This window comes from Pseudomonas sp. MH9.3 (genome assembly GCF_034354675.1).
GTDB lineage: Bacteria > Pseudomonadota > Gammaproteobacteria > Pseudomonadales > Pseudomonadaceae > Aquipseudomonas.
The window spans coordinates 3942299-3958216 of record NZ_CP133785.1; the positions used below are offsets into that span (position 1 = coordinate 3942299).

At 62.9% G+C, this 15918-nt stretch carries 15 protein-coding genes; 9 read left to right on the plus strand and 6 right to left on the minus strand.

Going from position 1 to position 15918, the window contains the following annotated elements; all coding sequences use genetic code 11:
* Positions 1-26: 26 nt before the first annotated feature.
* Both uraH and RHM60_RS17515 read right to left on the minus strand, forming a co-directional pair.
* Positions 27-437, minus strand: a complete 411-nt coding sequence (gene uraH, locus RHM60_RS17510; RefSeq protein WP_209987183.1) for a hydroxyisourate hydrolase — start codon at positions 435-437, stop codon at positions 27-29.
* Positions 438-464: 27 nt separating this feature from the next.
* Positions 465-938 carry a heme-binding protein gene (locus RHM60_RS17515; protein WP_322212333.1) on the minus strand — a complete coding sequence of 158 codons (474 nt, stop codon included), beginning with the start codon at positions 936-938 and terminating at the stop codon, positions 465-467.
* A gap of 100 nt (positions 939-1038) precedes the next feature.
* Here RHM60_RS17515 and RHM60_RS17520 point away from each other — a divergent pair, with 100 nt between their 5' ends.
* Positions 1039-1404, plus strand: a complete 366-nt coding sequence (locus RHM60_RS17520) for a response regulator (RefSeq protein WP_209987189.1) — start codon at positions 1039-1041, stop codon at positions 1402-1404.
* A 161-nt stretch (positions 1405-1565) separates the two neighbouring features.
* Here the strand turns inward: RHM60_RS17520 and RHM60_RS17525 are convergent, their stop codons facing one another.
* Positions 1566-2570 (minus strand): AraC family transcriptional regulator, encoded by a 1005-nt coding sequence (locus RHM60_RS17525; RefSeq protein WP_322212334.1) that lies wholly within the window; start codon positions 2568-2570, stop codon positions 1566-1568.
* Positions 2571-2670: 100 nt separating this feature from the next.
* Between RHM60_RS17525 and RHM60_RS17530 the strand changes: the two genes are divergently transcribed.
* Positions 2671-3714 (plus strand): fatty acid desaturase, encoded by a 1044-nt coding sequence (locus tag RHM60_RS17530; protein ID WP_209987194.1) that lies wholly within the window; start codon positions 2671-2673, stop codon positions 3712-3714.
* Positions 3715-3919: 205 nt separating this feature from the next.
* Here RHM60_RS17530 and RHM60_RS17535 read toward each other — a convergent pair whose 3' ends face one another.
* Positions 3920-5107: a CynX/NimT family MFS transporter gene (locus RHM60_RS17535; RefSeq protein WP_209987197.1), complete on the minus strand. Its 1188-nt coding sequence runs from the start codon at positions 5105-5107 to the stop codon at positions 3920-3922.
* Positions 5108-5289: 182 nt separating this feature from the next.
* Here RHM60_RS17535 and RHM60_RS17540 point away from each other — a divergent pair, with 182 nt between their 5' ends.
* The 4 genes from RHM60_RS17540 to RHM60_RS17555 all read left to right on the plus strand — a co-directional run bounded on the left by RHM60_RS17540 (position 5290) and on the right by RHM60_RS17555 (position 8432).
* Complete coding sequence (locus RHM60_RS17540) at positions 5290-5871, plus strand: alpha/beta hydrolase (RefSeq protein WP_322212335.1); 582 nt, start codon at positions 5290-5292, stop codon at positions 5869-5871.
* 46 nt (positions 5872-5917) lie between these two features.
* Positions 5918-6844, plus strand: coding sequence for a sigma 54-interacting transcriptional regulator (locus RHM60_RS17545; RefSeq protein WP_209987203.1), 927 nt, complete (start codon positions 5918-5920; stop codon positions 6842-6844).
* Between the two features lie 127 nt (positions 6845-6971).
* Entirely contained in the window at positions 6972-7754 is a 783-nt protein-coding gene (locus RHM60_RS17550) for a MetQ/NlpA family ABC transporter substrate-binding protein (RefSeq protein ID WP_322212336.1), read from the plus strand.
* Positions 7755-7901: 147 nt separating this feature from the next.
* On the plus strand, positions 7902-8432 hold the full coding sequence (locus RHM60_RS17555; protein ID WP_322214636.1) for an ABC transporter permease subunit: 531 nt from the start codon (positions 7902-7904) through the stop codon (positions 8430-8432).
* Positions 8433-8566: 134 nt separating this feature from the next.
* Here the strand turns inward: RHM60_RS17555 and RHM60_RS17560 are convergent, their stop codons facing one another.
* Positions 8567-9727: an AAA family ATPase gene (locus tag RHM60_RS17560; RefSeq protein WP_322212337.1), complete on the minus strand. Its 1161-nt coding sequence runs from the start codon at positions 9725-9727 to the stop codon at positions 8567-8569.
* A 121-nt stretch (positions 9728-9848) separates the two neighbouring features.
* On the opposite strand from RHM60_RS17560, the gene RHM60_RS17565 reads away from it, so the two are divergent.
* Genes RHM60_RS17565 through RHM60_RS17575 form a run of 3 tightly spaced genes read left to right on the plus strand, consistent with a single transcriptional unit; the run spans position 9849 to position 15060 of the window.
* Positions 9849-10931: an efflux RND transporter periplasmic adaptor subunit gene (locus RHM60_RS17565; protein ID WP_322212338.1), complete on the plus strand. Its 1083-nt coding sequence runs from the start codon at positions 9849-9851 to the stop codon at positions 10929-10931.
* Positions 10928-11998, plus strand: coding sequence for an efflux RND transporter periplasmic adaptor subunit (locus RHM60_RS17570; protein ID WP_322212339.1), 1071 nt, complete (start codon positions 10928-10930; stop codon positions 11996-11998). Before RHM60_RS17565 ends, RHM60_RS17570 begins: the two co-directional genes overlap by 4 nt.
* Positions 11995-15060, plus strand: a complete 3066-nt coding sequence (locus tag RHM60_RS17575) for an efflux RND transporter permease subunit (protein WP_322212340.1) — start codon at positions 11995-11997, stop codon at positions 15058-15060. Before RHM60_RS17570 ends, RHM60_RS17575 begins: the two co-directional genes overlap by 4 nt.
* Positions 15061-15260: 200 nt before the next feature.
* On the opposite strand, the gene RHM60_RS17580 is transcribed toward RHM60_RS17575, so the two are convergent.
* Positions 15261-15887: a class I SAM-dependent methyltransferase gene (locus tag RHM60_RS17580; protein WP_209987219.1), complete on the minus strand. Its 627-nt coding sequence runs from the start codon at positions 15885-15887 to the stop codon at positions 15261-15263.
* Positions 15888-15918: the final 31 nt, after the last annotated feature.

The following is a 15918-nucleotide window of genomic DNA, read 5'->3' on the forward strand; positions in this document are numbered from 1 at the left end:
CCTCCTGTTGGAGGCTTGAGCATAACCTACGAGCCGCGATAGGTAGAGAACCCGTAAGGGCTCAGCAACAGCGGGATGTGGTAATGCTGGTCGGCCTGCTTGACCTGGAAAATCACCGGGACTTCCGGGAAAAACGTCTCGCGGTTGGCCTTTTTGTAATAGTCGCCAGTCTTGAATACCACGCGGTATTCACCCGGCGTCATGCTGCGGTTGGCGGGGAACAGTTCGGCGATGCGCCCTTGCGGGTTGGTGACGCCTGCAGACAGCGATTGCCATTGATCGCCCACGTGCTGCTCCAGGGTGACGTTCACGCCGGCACTCGGCAGGCCGTTTTCCAGGTTGAGCACATGTACGCTCAACGGGTTGCCGTCGGCCTGGGCCAGGGTGCACAGGCCGCTGAGGCTGAGGGCGGCGAGGGTCATGCTGAGGGTTTTCATCGAGAAGTCCTTTTGAGGGAGTTGGAATCAGAGGGAAGTTTTCAGGCCCAGTTGCTCGGCGGCCTGTAGTGCGCAGGACTCGTCCTGGGCTGCGCCGCCGGCACCGGCGACGCCCAGCGCGCCGACCAGCTCAGCGTCGGCGAACAACGGCACGCCGCCACCGAGCAACAGCAACTCGGGCAAGCTGTTAAGGTTGGCGGCTTCGGGGTTGTTGCGCGCCCGTTCGGCAAACAGCCGGGTCGGCGTTTTGGTCGACAGCGCGGTGTACGCCTTGCGCTGGCTGGCGAAGCTGTTGTGCGGCCCGACGCCGTCCGCCCGCAGACCCAGCAGCAGGTTGCCGCCACGGTCGAGTACGGTCAGCGCGGCGCTGCAATGGGTGAGGCTCGCATCGGCCAGTTGGCGCGCGGTGTGCAAATCCAGCGTGGCGTAGCGGGGCAGTTGCGGCGTCGCCAGGGCTGCGGTGCAGACGGCGAGGCTGAGGAACAGGGCAGTGCGATGCATGGTGATGGCTCCAGAAAGCAGGCCGTCACGGTAGCCAGTGAACGTGGTCAGAAGCCGCACAATTTGATGACAGGTTTGTAATCAAACCCAGAGGTAAGGCATGCAGGTGTTGTTAGTGGAAGACCAGCCCGAGCTGGCGCAGCGTATGGCCCAGGGCTTGAGCGAAGCGGGCTTCGGCGTGGAAGTCGCGGCCAACGGCATGGCGGCGCAGCGGTTTGTGGAAAGCACCGTGTACGACCTGGTGATCCTGGATGTGATGCTGCCCGGGCTGAACGCCTGGAAGCTGCAACAGGCCATTCGGCAGCGCGGCGACACGCCGGTACTGTTCCTGACCACGCCGGGCGGGATCGAAGATCGCCTGCGCGGGTTGGAGTTGCATGAGGATGACTACCTGCTCAAACCGTTCGAGGCCAGGACGTTGGTGGCGCGGGTGAGGAAGCTGTTGCGGCGTGATCGCGGGCGGTGAATGCCTGGGCCATCGCTATCGGGAGCAAGCCCCCTCCCACAGTTTGATCTGTGAACACATTCAAGTGGGGAGCAAGTTTTCCCTGTTTAGCTTTGTGAATACAGTCAAATGTGGGAGGGGGCTTGCTCCCGATGAGGCCCCCAAAAACACCCCACATCCCGCTACCGCAACCCATCCCTGAACTGCCCCGGGGTGATCCCCGTCCAGCGCTTGAACGCCCGGCTGAAACTGCTGGTGTCGGCAAACCCCAGCAGATGACTGATCTCAGCCAATGAGCACTGCGGATCGCGCAAATGCTGCAGCGCCAGATTCTCCCGGCACTCATTGAGCAGCGCATCAAAGCGACACCCCTCATCCGCAAGATGCCGCTGCAGGCTGCGCAGGCTCAAGTGCAGCGCCTGGGCAATGCGCTCGGCGCCCGGCTCGCCGTCGGGCAATTGCGCCTCGATGGCGGCGCGTACCTTGCGCTCCCAGGTCAGCGGTTGCAGTTGCGCCAGGGTGCGCTTGAGCACGGTTTCGTTGTGTTCGGCCAGCTCCGGGTTGGCGTCGTCCAGGTGGCTGTCGAAATCGTGGGCGGCGAACTCCAGACGGTCCTCCTCAGCGCCAAAAAACACGGGTGCGCGGAACACCGTGTGCCACGGGCCGGCATCGGCCGGTTCGGCGCGGCGCAGGTACACGGCCAACGGCGCATAGTCGCGGCCCAGGCGGTTGCGGCAGGTGCGCACATAGATCGCCGCAAACGCATCGATGGCTTCCGGTGCCGGTGCCGGGCTGCCTTCGGGTTGCAGCAGACGAAAGCTGTAGTGATCGCCGTGACGGGTCAACTCCAGGCTCAGCGCATCGCTGACCACCTGGTGATAACGCACGATGCGCTCGAACACCTCACGCAGACTGCCGCTGGCCACCAGTGCGTAACCCAGCGCGTGAAACGTGGTGGGACTGACAAACCGCGACACCCGCAAACCAATCGCCGGGTCACCGCTGGCCTGCACCGCCAGCGCCCACAGGCGCGTGGTGGCCGACAGCGGATAACGCGCATTGGGGTCGTCCATCTGCTGCGGGTCGAGCCCGGCCTGCATGCACAGCGCGGCGCTGTCGAGGCCCAGGGCATCGAGCTGCTTGCGCAGGGCGCGGGTCCAACTGGCGAGGGACGTGGGTTCGGTCATGGCGATTGGCGCTTGCGGTCAACAGGTTGGCGTGTGGGGCTGATGCCCTGACGTACCGCGTGAGTCAGGATACATCCATCAATAAACAGAGGATGGGAGCATGGACGGTACTTCTGCAAGCCCCCGGCAGATGAACGCGCAACAGCGTGCCGCGCATATCCGTGAAGTGGTGCTGGCCGAAGGCGTGCGTCTGCGCCGGCAGCACCCCTGGCTGTCGCATCAGGACGCCCTCGGCGCGGGCATCCTGGCCTTCGCTTTGCTGGGCATGATCGGTTCGGCGGCGCTGTATATCACCGGGTATATGGCCTGGTGGGCGTGCCTGCTGCTCAATGCGTTTCTGGCCTCGTTGACCCACGAGCTGGAACATGACCTGATCCACAGCATGTACTTTCGCAAGCAGCGTGTGCCCCACAACCTGATGATGGGCCTGGTGTGGCTGGCGCGCCCGAGCACCATCAACCCGTGGATACGCCGGCACCTGCACCTCAACCATCACAAGTTCTCCGGCACCGAAGCCGATATGGAAGAGCGCGCCATCACCAATGGCGAGCCTTGGGGCTTTGCGCGTTTGCTGATGGTGGGCGATAACCTGATGTCGGCGTTGATCCGCCTGCTGCGCGCCAACACCTGGGGCCACAAGTTCAAGATCCTCAAGCGCGTTGTGTGGGTCTACGCGCCGCTGGCGCTGCTGCATTGGGGCGCGTGGTATGTCTTCCTCGGCTTCCATGCCGCCAATGGCATCGCCAGCCTGTTGGGCGCGCCGATCGACTGGTCGGCCGGCACCTTGCAGATGATGCAGGTGATCGACATTGCTGCTGTGGTGATCATCGGTCCCAACGTGCTTCGCACGTTCTGCCTGCACTTTGTCAGCTCCAACATGCACTACTACGGCGATGTGGAGCTGGGCAATGTGCTCCAGCAGACCCAGGTGCTCAACCCCTGGTGGCTATGGCCGATGCAGGCGTTCTGCTTCAATTTCGGCAGCACCCACGGGATTCACCATTTTGTAGTGAAGGAGCCGTTTTACATCCGCCAGATGACCGCCAAGGTGGGGCATAAGGTGATGGCCGAGATGGGTGTGCGCTTCAATGATTTCGGCACGTTTGCGCGGGCCAATCGGCTGGAGCCGACTGCGCACGCTTGAAAGAATTATTGCCGAAATGCAGGTGTGGCGAGCCCTAATGCCGTTCAGTTAAGCGCAGATTCCCTGTGGCGAGCAGGCTTGTCCTGCGTTGGGCTGCGCAGCAGCCCCAAAACCAGACGCTGAGCCGTATCAGGTACACCGCGTTTTGCTCGATTGGGGGCGCTTCGCACCCCAACGCGGGGCAAGCCCGCTGGCCACTGGAAGATCAGTTGGACGTTAAAGGTCCATCCGCACAGCTCGCCGGGCTGAACAGCCGCGTTACCAGCAGCATCGCCAGCACCGTCACGGTCAGCACGATCCAGGCGCTGACAAAATGGCCGGTGAGTTCGCGCAGCCAACCGGTCAGCCACGGCGAAATCGCATTGATCAAAAAGCCCACACCCTGCACGAACGCGGCCAGTTGCCCGGCCTGGCGCGGGTCGCGGTGGTGGTCGAGGGTCAGCAGCAGGCTCAGGGCAAAACACGCGCCCAGGCCGAAGCCGCACAGCGCTACCCACAGGTGCGGCAGGGTCTGCGGCGCGAGGATCAATCCCAGATAACCGATGGCCTGTGCCGACAGGCTTATGCCGAGCAGCGGGCGACGGTCGCTGCCACGTTGCGCGAGCACCGGCATCAGCAGCGCGGCAAGCACCTGGAAGATCGTCATGTACGCCAGCAGCGAACCGCTGGGCAGCACGTCCCAGCCCAGTTGCTGATAGTACGCGGGCAGCCAGGCCACCAGGCTCATGTAGCCGCAATTGACCAAACCGAAATACAGCGCCAGCAGCCACGCGCGACGATTGCGCAGCCCTTTGAAAACCGGTGCCACTTGCGCATTTCTCGCCGCGCCCAGGGGCAACCATGCCCACAACAGCAACGCCCCCAGCGCGGGCAGCAGCCATACGCCAAGCCCCGCCTGCCACTGCTGGAAATGCGTGGCCACCACCGGGCTGAGCAACGCTGCCAGCCCGCCGCCGGCCATCAGCGAGGCCGAGTACACGCCCATCGCCACCGGCACGCGCTGGTGAAATTCACGTTTGATCATTGCCGGCACCAGCGTCTGGATCAGCGCCACCCCCGCGCCGCCCAGCAGCGCCGTCACCAGCAGCGCCGATGCCTGGCCCAGCAGCCAGCGCGCCAGGCATGCCAGCAGAATCATCATCAGGCCCAGGGCGATGCCACGGCGCTCACCCAAGCGCGCCTCCACACGCACCCCCACCAGTGCCACCAGGCCCATGCACACCACCGGCAAACTGGTGAGCAGGGCGCTGCTCTGAAAACTCAGGCCCGTCGCCTGGCGAATCTCGCCGAGCAGTGGGCTGATGGAACTGAGGATCGGCCGCAGGTTAAGACCCAGCACCACCAGCAGGCCCCAGCCAGCAAGTCGGCCCGCGAGTGAAGAATTAAGCGCCATGCAGATCCGTCCCTGAACATCAAAAACACCCAGTATGAAGAGCCCGACCCCAACTTGCAGCTTGCAGCTAAAAACTTGATTATGTCTTTTAGTTATTAATAAATAGCTTCTTATTCCTTAACGGATATAAACCCCATCCCTATACTGTCCAGCAACGCTAAACGCTGCAGGAGGGCACACCCATGCACAGCGAGTCGATTCGTTACCTGATCGTGCCGGGCTGGCAAGGATCGCCAGAAGATCATTGGCAAAGTCACTGGCAGAACAGCCTGCCCAACAGCGCGCGCGTGGAGCAGGCCGACTGGCTCACCCCGCGCCGTGAAGACTGGGTGGCCGCACTGGCCGAAGCCATCGCGGCCGACAGCACGCCGGTGATCCTGATCGCCCACAGCCTGGGCTGCATCACCGTCGCTCACTGGGCGGCCACCGCGCCGGTGCACTTTTTGCGGCAGGTGCGCGGTGCCCTGCTGGTGGCGCCGGCCGATGTAGAGCGCCCGGCTTGCGCCCCGGCCCTGCGCAACTTCGCGCCGATTCCGACCGACTTGCTGCCGTTTCCCAGCCAGGTGGTCAGTTCCGACAACGACAGTGCCGTCAGCGCCCCGCGTGCCCTGGAACTGGCCCGCAACTGGGGTGCCGAAGCGGGCATCTTGTCCGGTGCCGGGCATATCAATGTGAAGTCTGGTCACCGGCGCTGGGAGCAGGGCTTCGCCTACCTCTATCGCCTGCAAAGTCGCCTTGAGCACCACGCCCGGCGTAGCGCATAAATTTTTCAACGCCCCGTCCCTGAGTGGATTGGGGCGGGAGCCTGCCATGAGTCTGCATGAAACCTTCGGCCAGCCACTGCTGACCTTCCCCGACGCCGAAAAGAGCCCGCTGAGCATCCGCGCCAAGGCACTGGTGTTTGTCGACCCACGTTCACGGCAATTGCGCGAAGACCTCGAAAGCCTGGCCCCACGCGCCTTGCCCGTGTTGATTCGCGGCGAGACCGGCAGCGGCAAGGAGCTGCTGGCGCGGCATATCCACCGAGGCAGTGATCGCAGCGGGCTGTTTGTGTCGGTCAACTGCGGCGCGATCAGCCCCACCTACGCCGATGCCGAATTGTTCGGTTATGCCGCCGGCAGCCACAGCGGCGCGGTGAGCAGCCGCGCTGGCTGGTTTGGCTCGGCCAATGGCGGCACCTTGTACCTGGATGAGATCGGCGACCTGCCGCTGCCGATCCAGGTCAAGTTGCTTGCGGCCCTGGAAAACCATGAAGTCACCCGCGTCGGTGCCCAGCAGCCAAGCCCGGTGGACGTGCGCCTGGTGGCGGCAACCAGCATCGACCTGGCCCAGGCCGTGGCGGCCGGAAAATTCAATGAGCGGCTGTTTCATTACTTGAGCGAAGGCAAGCTGGAGTTGCCGGCGCTGCGCGAGCGGGTGGGCGACATCCTGTCCCTGGCCGAATATTTCCTCGGCATCTACAGTCAACGCCTGGAGTTGCCGGTGCCGCTGATCAGCGAAGCGGCCCAGCGCGTGCTGGAGCAACACAGCTGGCCGGGCAATACCCGTGAGCTGGAAAACGTTATTCACTTCGCGTTACTGGTGAGCAGCGGCGATGAGATCCTGCCGGAGCATTTGAACCTGCCGGTGGCCGGTTCTGCGCTGGAACAGGTACGACGGATTTACCAGAGCGCCAGCCCTGCCGAGCAGGAAACCCTGCTGAAATTCCTGCATGAGCAAAATGGAATATCAACGTGAATAAAAGATATTGTTCGGGAATAAAAAATATCGGTATTGTCCGCTTCACGCCGCGATAGCACATCGCTGGCACCTTACATAAAAACGGTCGTCAGAGACGCCCCGCACTTTCGATTAAGGACACTGCATGAAAAAGGTTTTGCTGTTTACCGCATTGGCGGCTGCCCTGAGTGCCGGCTTCGCCCAGGCCAACGAGAAACTGGTGGTGGCCGCGACGCCGGTGCCGCACGCCGAGATCCTCGAGCTGGTCAAGCCGACCCTGGCCAAGGAAGGCGTGGACCTGCAGGTCAAGGTCTTCACCGACTACGTACAGCCCAACGTGCAAGTGGCCGAGAAGCGTCTGGACGCCAACTACTTCCAGACCCTGCCGTACCTGGAAAACTTCAACAAGGGCAAGGGCACCAACCTGGTCACCGTGATCGGCGTGCACGTTGAACCCTTCGGCGCTTACTCGAAAAAGATCCAGAAAATCGAAGACCTCAAGGACGGCGCCACCGTTGCCATCCCGAACGAGGGCTCCAACAGCGGCCGTGCCCTGCTGCTGCTGCAAAAGAACGGCGTGATCACCCTGAAAGACCCGACCAATGCGCTGTCCACGCCAAAAGATATCGCCAGCAACCCGAAACACCTGAAGTTCCGCGAGCTGGAATCGGCACTGCTGCCACGCATGCTCGACCAGGTTGACCTGGCGCTGATCAACACCAACTACGCTCTGGAAGCCGGCCTCAACCCGGCCAAGGACGCGCTGATCATCGAAGACGCCAAGTCGCCGTACGTGAACTTCCTGGTAGCCCGTCCGGACAACAAGGACAGCGACGCCATCCAGAAACTGGCCAAGGCGCTGACCAGCCCGGAAGTGAAAGCCTTCATCGAGAAAAAATACGGCGGCGCGGTCGTGCCGGCGTTCTGATGTAACGCAAAACCCCTTCAAGGTTTCAACGCCGACGGCTTCTACAGCGTCGGCGTTTTTTTGTTTAAGACCCAATCAAAACTGTGGGAGGGGGCTTGCTGCCGATAGCGGCGTTCCAGTCACTCAAGTAATAACCGAGACACCGTCATCGGGAGCGAGCCCCCTCCCGCTTTTATCCTCGGCACCCTGGCAACGTTTCTCAAAGTCGTGGGCGTGACGTTGCAAGTGGGCCTGATCGCCATTGCCACTTCCCTGCTGGTAGCGCTGATCAACGCCGCGCTGCTGGTGTTTCGCACGCCGTATCTGGCGCGCCTGGTTGCGTGGTATGTGGAGCTGGCGCGCAACACGCCGCTGCTGATCCAGCTGTTTTTTGTGTACTTCGCGCTGCCGGCCGGGCGTGGCGATGCGTATGCCCAGGACAACCTGGTGCTGTTCAGCTGGGCCAAGCAGAACCCGGGCTACCGCGTGCTGGACGAGAAACTCGGTGATGAAGCGTCGATTGCACCGGCGGTGAAGAAGGGCAATATCGAACTGCGTGACTGGGTGAATGTGGAGTTGGCCAAGCTGGGTGAGGAGAAGTTTTTGCTCAAGCTGTACGACCAATATGTGCGCAAGGAATTGAGCGATGACACCAAGCCTGAGAGTGTGATTGTCGAAGGCGGCAAGTGGAAGGGCTGATTATTCATTGATGGTCATGGCCCCATCGGTGGCAAGCCCCCTCCCACATTTGACGGTATTCACACATCAGAATCTGTGAACCCGATCCAGTGTGGGAGGGGGCTTGCCCCCGATAAGGCCGGTGCATGCCAAGACTACTCCGGCCAATGCCACGCCGGTGCATCCAGCATCCCTTGCCCGACAATTTGCGTCTGCCCCATCACCTTCTCCAGCACAATCGAGTTACACCCCTCATCCTGCTCCAGTGCGGCAATCAACCGGCTGGCATGGGACACCACCCACACCTGGCACTGCTGCGATGCCTGAATGATCAGGCGCGCCAACGCCGGCAGCAAATCCGGGTGCAGGCTGGTTTCCGGCTCGTTCAGCACCATCATGCTCGGCGGCCTGGGTGTCAGCAGCGCGGCGATCAGCAGCAGATAGCGCAAGGTGCCGTCGGACAACTCAGCCGCCGACAATGGCCGCAGCAACCCTTCCTGATAAAACTCGATGGCGAAGCGTCCACCCTGTAACGGCTCGATATTCAGCCGCGCACCGGGAAATGCATCACTGATCGCGTGCTGCAACGCCTCGGGGTCGCCGATCTCGCGAATGGTCTGCAACGCGGCCGCCAGATCGCGCCCGTCGTGATGTAGCACCGGTGTCCGCGTGCCCAGTTGCGGCTGGCGTACCGGCGCATCCACGTCACTGCGAAAGTGATCATAAAAGCGCCAGCCGCGAATACTCTCGCGCAGCAGTAACACCTCCGGCGAGCCGCGCAAATTACCGACCTGGTCGAACAGGCTCTGGTAATTCGGCGTGTGCTGGGCCAGCACATCCCAGGCGCGGCCGTCACGGGCGCGCACCATTGGCCCGGAGCGCTGCACCAGCAGGCTGGCCGGGCGGTAAATATGCCCGGCCCAGATGCATTCCTTTTTCACTTGCGGGTCCAGCGAGAAATACGACGCGCTGGGTTCAGGCAACCCTAACGAGATGGCATAGCTGAAGTCTTCGGCGGCAAAGCCCAGGCGCAGGCGTTTGACGCCCTGGCGTACGCTGGGCTCGACCGCCACCTCGCCATTGCGCATGCGCCGGCTGATAGTCTGCGGCCCGGCCCAGAATGTGGAATCCAGCCCACCCTCGCGCGCCAGTGCATTGATCACCCCGCCCTGGGCGGTTTCGGCCAGCAGGCGCAAGGCTCGATAGAGGTTGGATTTGCCGCTGCCATTGGCCCCGGTGATCAGGTTCAAGCGATCAAGCGGCACCACCAATTTATTGATCGAGCGGTAATTGGCCACCGCGAGGGTCTTGAGCATGGGGATTCATTCGGCTTGGGAACCATCGGAGTATGTAAGCCTCCATGCAGATAAGGAACCCTGAACTACGCTCACAGTCGCATACTCACTGGCAAGTCGGCATCACGCAAAAGGAGCCTGCATGGGCGGTCGTATTTCCACCTGTATTTTCGGATTTGGCCTACTGGCGCTACTGAGCGGCTGTAGTGAAGAAAACGCCGAGCCCAAGCAGCATTCCCGGGTCTTTGTGCAAACCGTTGCGCCGGCGGATTTCGCCGCAGCGGTGACCCTGACCGGTGATATCCAGGCCCGTGTACAGACCGACCTGTCCTTTCGCGTGGGCGGCAAGATCATCCAGCGCATGGTCGATGTGGGCGATCGCGTCACGGCCAAACAAGTGCTGGCCAGGCTCGATCCCAAGGATCTGCAGACCAACGTCGATTCGGCCCAGGCCCAGGTGGTCGCCGAGCAGGCGCGGGTCAAGCAGACCGCCGCCGCCTTCGTGCGCCAGGAAAAACTGCTGCCCAAGGGCTACACCAGCCGCAGTGAATACGATTCGGCCCAGGCCGCCTTGCGCAGCAGCCAAAGCGCATTGGCCGCCGCCCAGGCGCAGTTGGCCAACGCCCGCGAACAACTGAGCTACACCGCGCTGATAGCTGACGCCCCCGGTGTGATTACCGCGCGCCAGGCCGAGGTGGGCCAGGTGGTGCAGGCCACGATGCCGATTTTCAGCCTGGCCACCGATGGCGAGCGCGATGCCGTGTTCAACGTCTATGAGTCGCTGCTGGGGCAGCCTGCGCCACAGACGCCGATCACCGTGAGCCTGCTCGACAACCCGAGCATTCAGGCAGTGGGCAAAGTGCGTGAAGTCACCCCCGCCGTGGCTGCCAACACTGGCACCGTGCAGGTCAAGATTGCCCTGCAAAGCCTGCCCAAGGGCATGCAACTGGGTTCGGTGGTGAGCGCGACCGCCAAGGGCAAGGCCGCGCCCAGTGTCGAGCTGCCCTGGTCGGCCCTGACCAAAGACATCAACGACCCCGCCGTATGGCTGGTCGACGGCGACGGCAAGGCGCAGTTGCACAAGGTCAGCGTGGCGCGCTACCTCACCGGCAAAGTGATCATCGGTGACGGCCTCAAGGGCGGCGAAAAAGTCGTGGTGGCGGGTGGGCAGTTGCTGCATCCCGGCATGCTTGTCGAGATTGCCCAGCCAGGAGCGCAGCCATGAAGCGCCTGACCGCTCTGCTGGCCGCCAGCCTGTTGCTGACGGCCTGTTCCAAGGAAGAAGCGCCGCCCGAGCCGGTGCGCCCGGTGCTGTCGATGCAAGTGAAGGCTGAAGACCAGGAAACCTTCGGCCGCTTCGCCGGCACCATCCAGGCCCGCTATGAAAGCAACCTCGGCTTTCGCGTGCCCGGCCGCATTGCGCGGCGCGCCGTGGACGTGGGCGCCGAAGTGGAGAAGGGCGCCCTGCTCGCCGTGCTCGACCCCACCGATCAGCAAAACCAGCTGCGCGCCGCCCAGGGCGACCTCGCCCGCGTGCAGGCGCAGTACATCAACGCCCAGGCCAACGCCCGTCGGCAGCAGGAACTGTTCAACCGCGGCGTCGGCGCCCAGGCCCAGTTGGACGTGGCGCAGACCGACCTGAAAACCACCCGCGCCACCCTTGAGCAAGCCCAGGCCTCGGTCAACCAGGCCAGGGACCAGCTCAACTACGCCGAACTGCGCACCGACCACGCCGGTATCGTCACGGCCTGGAACGCCGAGGCTGGCCAGGTGGTGACGGCCGGCCAGCAAGTGGTGACCCTGGCCCGCCCGGACATCAAGGAAGCGGTGATCGACCTGCCGGCGGGCCTCGCCGAGCGTCTGCCGGCAGACGTGGTGTTTCTGGTGGCCGGGCAGCTCGACCCCGGCGTCAATACCACCGCCGTCGTGCGCGAGATCGAACCCCAGGCCCAAAGCGCCACGCGCACCCGTCGCGCGCGCCTGACCCTGGCCGAGACACCGCCCGCCTTTCGCCTGGGCACGGCGATCAGCGTCACATTGAGCAGCGCCATTGCGCCGCGTATCGAGCTGCCCCTGAGTGCCTTGCAGGAGGTCGACGGCACCACCCGCATCTGGCTGCTCGACACCCAGAGCCAGACGGTGCAGCCGCGCGATGTCACGGTGCTCAGCCGTGACAGCGACAGCGTCTTGCTCAAGGGCGGGGTCAAGCCCGGCGAGCGCGTCGTCACCGCCGGCGTGAACAGCCTGAAACCCGGGCAGAAAGTCAAAATCGACAAGGACAGCCCGCGATGAAACGCAGCTTCAACTTATCCGACTGGGCCCTCAAGCATCAGTCCTTCGTCTGGTACCTGATGTTCGTCGCGCTGCTGATGGGCGTGTTCTCGTACATGAACCTGGGGCGTGAGGAAGACCCCTCGTTCACCATCAAGACCATGGTGATCCAGACCCGCTGGCCGGGCGCGACCCAGGAAGAAACCCTCAAGCAGGTCACCGACCGCATCGAGAAAAAACTCGAAGAACTCGATGCCCTCGACTACGTGAAAAGCTACACGCGACCGGGCGAGTCCACGGTGTTCGTGTTCCTCAAGGACACCACCAGCGCCAGGGACATCCCGGACACCTGGTACCAGGTGCGCAAGAAGATCGACGACATTCGCGGCAGCTTCCCCCAGGGCTTGCAGGGGCCTTCGTTCAACGACGAGTTCGGTGACGTGTTCGGTTCGGTGTATGCCTTTACCGGCGACGGCCTGTCGATGCGCCAGCTGCGCGACTATGTGGAGCAGGTGCGTGCCGAGATTCGTTCGGTGCCGGGGCTGGGCAAGGTCGAGATGATCGGCCAGCAGGACGAAGTGATCTACCTCAATTTTTCCACGCGCAAACTGGCCGCCCTCGGGGTTGATCAGCGCCAGGTGGTGCAAAGCCTGCAATCGCAGAACGCGGTGACCCCCGCCGGGGTGATCGAGGCCGGGCCGGAGCGGATTTCCGTGCGCACCTCCGGGCAGTTCGCCTCGGAAAAGGACCTGGCCAACGTCAACCTGCGCCTCAATGACCGCTTCTACCGTTTGGCCGATATCGCCGAGATCAGCCGTGGCTACGTCGACCCCGCGCGGCCGATGTTCCGCTTCAACGGTAAACCGGCAATCGGCCTGGCGATTGCCATGCAGAAGGGCGGCAATATCCAGTCGTTCGGCAAGGCGCTGCACACGCGCATGGACGAACTGACCGCCGACCTGCCGGTGGGCGTGGGCGTACACAAGGTGTCCGACCAGGCTGAGGTAGTGGAAGAAGCCGTCGGCGGTTTCACCAGCGCGTTGTTCGAAGCGGTGATCATCGTGCTGGTGGTGAGCTTCATCAGCCTGGGCATGCGCGCGGGCCTGGTGGTGGCGTGTTCGATTCCGCTGGTGCTGGCGCTGGTGTTCGTGTTCATGGAATACAGCGGCATCACCATGCAGCGCGTGTCCCTGGGCGCGCTGATCATCGCCCTCGGCCTGCTGGTGGACGACGCGATGATCACCGTGGAAATGATGATCACGCGGCTGGAAAAAGGCGAAACCAAGGAGCAGGCGGCGACCTACGCCTACACCTCCACTGCCTTCCCGATGCTCACCGGTACGCTGGTGACCGTGGCCGGCTTTGTGCCTATCGGCCTCAACGCCAGTTCGGCAGGGGAATACACCTTCACGCTGTTCGCGGTGATTGCCGTGGCCATGCTGGTGTCGTGGGTGGTGGCGGTGCTGTTTGCGCCGGTGATCGGCGTGCATATCCTCAGCGCCAATGTGAAACCGCACAACGGTGAGCCGGGACGCATTGGCCGTGCCTTCAACGGCGGCATGCTGTGGGCGATGCGTAATCGCTGGTGGGCCATCGGCATCACTGTGGGGCTGTTCGTGGCGTCGGTGTTTTCCATGCAGTTCGTGCAGAACCAGTTTTTCCCGTCGTCGGACCGCCCGGAAGTGCTCGTCGACCTGAACCTGCCGCAAAACGCCTCGATCAACGAAACCCGCAAGACCGTCGACCGCCTCGAAGCGATCATCAAGGACGACCCGGATATCGCGCGCTGGAGCACCTACATCGGGCAGGGCGCGATCCGTTTCTACCTGCCCCTCGACCAGCAACTGGAAAATCCGTACTACGCGCAGTTGGTGATTGTCAGCAAAGGCCTGGAAGAACGTGGCGCGTTGATCGCGCGTCTGCAAAAGCGCCTGCGCGATGACTTTGTCGGCATCGGCAGCTATGTGCAGCCGCTGGAAATGGGCCCGCCGGTAGGGCGGCCGGTGCAGTATCGCGTGTCGGGCAATGACACCGACCAGGTGCGCAAGCACGCCATCGAACTGGCGACCCTGCTTGACCAGAACGATCACCTGGGCGAGATCATCTACGACTGGAACGAGCCGGGCAAAGTGCTGCGTATCGACATTGCCCAGGACAAGGCGCGGCAACTGGGGTTGTCGTCGGAAGACGTGGCGCAGTTGATGAACAGCGTGGTCAGCGGTGCCTCGGTGACCCAGGTGCACGACGACATCTACCTGATCAACGTGGTCGGTCGCGCCGAAGACGCCGAACGCGGCACGCCGGAAACCCTGCAGAACCTGCAGATTGTCACGCCCAACGGCACCTCGATTCCGCTGCTGGCGTTCGCCACCGTGCGCTACGAGCTGGAGCAGCCGCTGGTGTGGCGCCGCGACCGCAAGCCGACCATCACGGTCAAGGCCTCGGTACGCGATGAGATACAGCCCACCGACCTGGTCAAGCAGCTCAAACCCGAGATCGACACGTTCAGCGCCGGCCTGCCGGTGGGCTACAAGGTCGCCACCGGCGGCACCGTGGAAGAAAGCGGCAAGGCCCAGGGACCGATTGCCCGCGTGGTGCCGCTGATGCTGTTCCTGATGGCGACCTTCCTGATGATCCAGTTGCACAGCGTGCAGAAGATGTTCCTGGTGGCCAGCGTGGCCCCTCTGGGGCTGATCGGCGTGGTGCTGGCGTTGATTCCCACCGGCACGCCCATGGGCTTTGTGGCGATCCTCGGCATTCTGGCGCTGATCGGTATCATCATCCGCAACTCGGTGATTCTGGTGACGCAGATTCACGAATATGAAGTGGCCGGCTACACGCCATGGGATGCGGTGGTGGAAGCCACCGAGCACCGGCGCCGGCCGATCCTGCTCACCGCTGCGGCAGCCAGCCTGGGCATGATCCCGATTGCGCGGGAAGTGTTCTGGGGGCCGATGGCTTACGCGATGATTGGCGGGATTATCATTGCCACGCTGCTGACGCTGCTGTTTTTGCCGGCGCTGTATGTGGCCTGGTACAAGATTCGTGAGCCGAAGCAGGACCAGCAGGAAAAACGCGGTTAAAAATGTGGGAGGGGGCTTGCTCCCGATAGCAGTGGGTCAGCCACCCGATTATTTGGCTGACCCACTGCTATCGGGAGCAAGCCCCCTCCCACAGTTTCAATCGGCGGAGAGTTTGCAGCCAGTGTTCATCCTGGATTCCACGACCATGAAGCAACGCTGACCTCAAACCATATGGGCAACCCAATGTGGGAGGGGTGGTGTTAAGGCTTGCGCCAGACACTCGCCAGCCACGGTTGCTGATCGCGAGGTAGCCCGGCCGGGCGGTAGTAATGCTCCAGTTCCACAAACCCGGCTGTGGTCAGCAACGATTGCCACGCCTCCAGGTCGTGGTAGGCACCATAGCGCGGCCCATTCCAGCCTTCACGGTTGTCCCCGCGTGGATTGGAGCTGAACAACACGCCGCCCGGTTTCAACGCAGCCTGCAATTGCTTGAGTACGCGCGGTAATTCCTGCTTGGGGATATGAAACAGCACCGCGTTGGCGAAGATCCCGTCGAAGCGTGCGGCGGGCAGGTCGAGCTTGAGGAAATCCTGCTGGTAGACCTCGCAGCCACTGTCCTCGCGCGCCATCTGCGCAAAGCGCTCGGAGCCGTCCAGGCCTACGGCGACATGGCCCATGCGCGTAAACGTCTGCAGATCGCGCCCCGGCCCGCAGCCGAAATCCAGCACGGTAAACGGCGCCTCGCCCTGAATATGGCGCAGCAGCGCATCGATGTTCTGGCTCACATCGTGGTCGCGGGTGCCTTCGCGAAAGTCCTCGGCCACCTGGTTGTAGTGGCCCAGGGTGGTGGAGGTGATCTGGTTGAGGTCTTCGGGCTTGAGAGGCATGAGCTGCGGTACCGGGTGCTGAGAGGCCTCG

Bases quoted from the DNA above. Each gene is read 5' to 3' on its own strand.
- RHM60_RS17550 (WP_322212336.1), top strand. From the start codon at position 6,972: ATGAAAAAGGTTTTGCTGTTTACCGCATTGGCGGCTGCCCTGAGTGCC.
- RHM60_RS17580 (WP_209987219.1), bottom strand. From the start codon at position 15,887: ATGCCTCTCAAGCCCGAAGACCTCAACCAGATCACCTCCACCACCCTG.
- uraH (WP_209987183.1), bottom strand. From the start codon at position 437: ATGAAAACCCTCAGCATGACCCTCGCCGCCCTCAGCCTCAGCGGCCTG.
- RHM60_RS17535 (WP_209987197.1), bottom strand. From the start codon at position 5,107: ATGGCGCTTAATTCTTCACTCGCGGGCCGACTTGCTGGCTGGGGCCTG.
- RHM60_RS17560 (WP_322212337.1), bottom strand. From the start codon at position 9,727: ATGCTCAAGACCCTCGCGGTGGCCAATTACCGCTCGATCAATAAATTG.
- RHM60_RS17565 (WP_322212338.1), top strand. From the start codon at position 9,849: ATGGGCGGTCGTATTTCCACCTGTATTTTCGGATTTGGCCTACTGGCG.
- RHM60_RS17540 (WP_322212335.1), top strand. From the start codon at position 5,290: ATGCACAGCGAGTCGATTCGTTACCTGATCGTGCCGGGCTGGCAAGGA.
- RHM60_RS17515 (WP_322212333.1), bottom strand. From the start codon at position 938: ATGCATCGCACTGCCCTGTTCCTCAGCCTCGCCGTCTGCACCGCAGCC.
- RHM60_RS17545 (WP_209987203.1), top strand. From the start codon at position 5,918: ATGAGTCTGCATGAAACCTTCGGCCAGCCACTGCTGACCTTCCCCGAC.
- RHM60_RS17525 (WP_322212334.1), bottom strand. From the start codon at position 2,570: ATGACCGAACCCACGTCCCTCGCCAGTTGGACCCGCGCCCTGCGCAAG.
- RHM60_RS17520 (WP_209987189.1), top strand. From the start codon at position 1,039: ATGCAGGTGTTGTTAGTGGAAGACCAGCCCGAGCTGGCGCAGCGTATG.
- RHM60_RS17530 (WP_209987194.1), top strand. From the start codon at position 2,671: ATGGACGGTACTTCTGCAAGCCCCCGGCAGATGAACGCGCAACAGCGT.
- RHM60_RS17570 (WP_322212339.1), top strand. From the start codon at position 10,928: ATGAAGCGCCTGACCGCTCTGCTGGCCGCCAGCCTGTTGCTGACGGCC.
- RHM60_RS17575 (WP_322212340.1), top strand. From the start codon at position 11,995: ATGAAACGCAGCTTCAACTTATCCGACTGGGCCCTCAAGCATCAGTCC.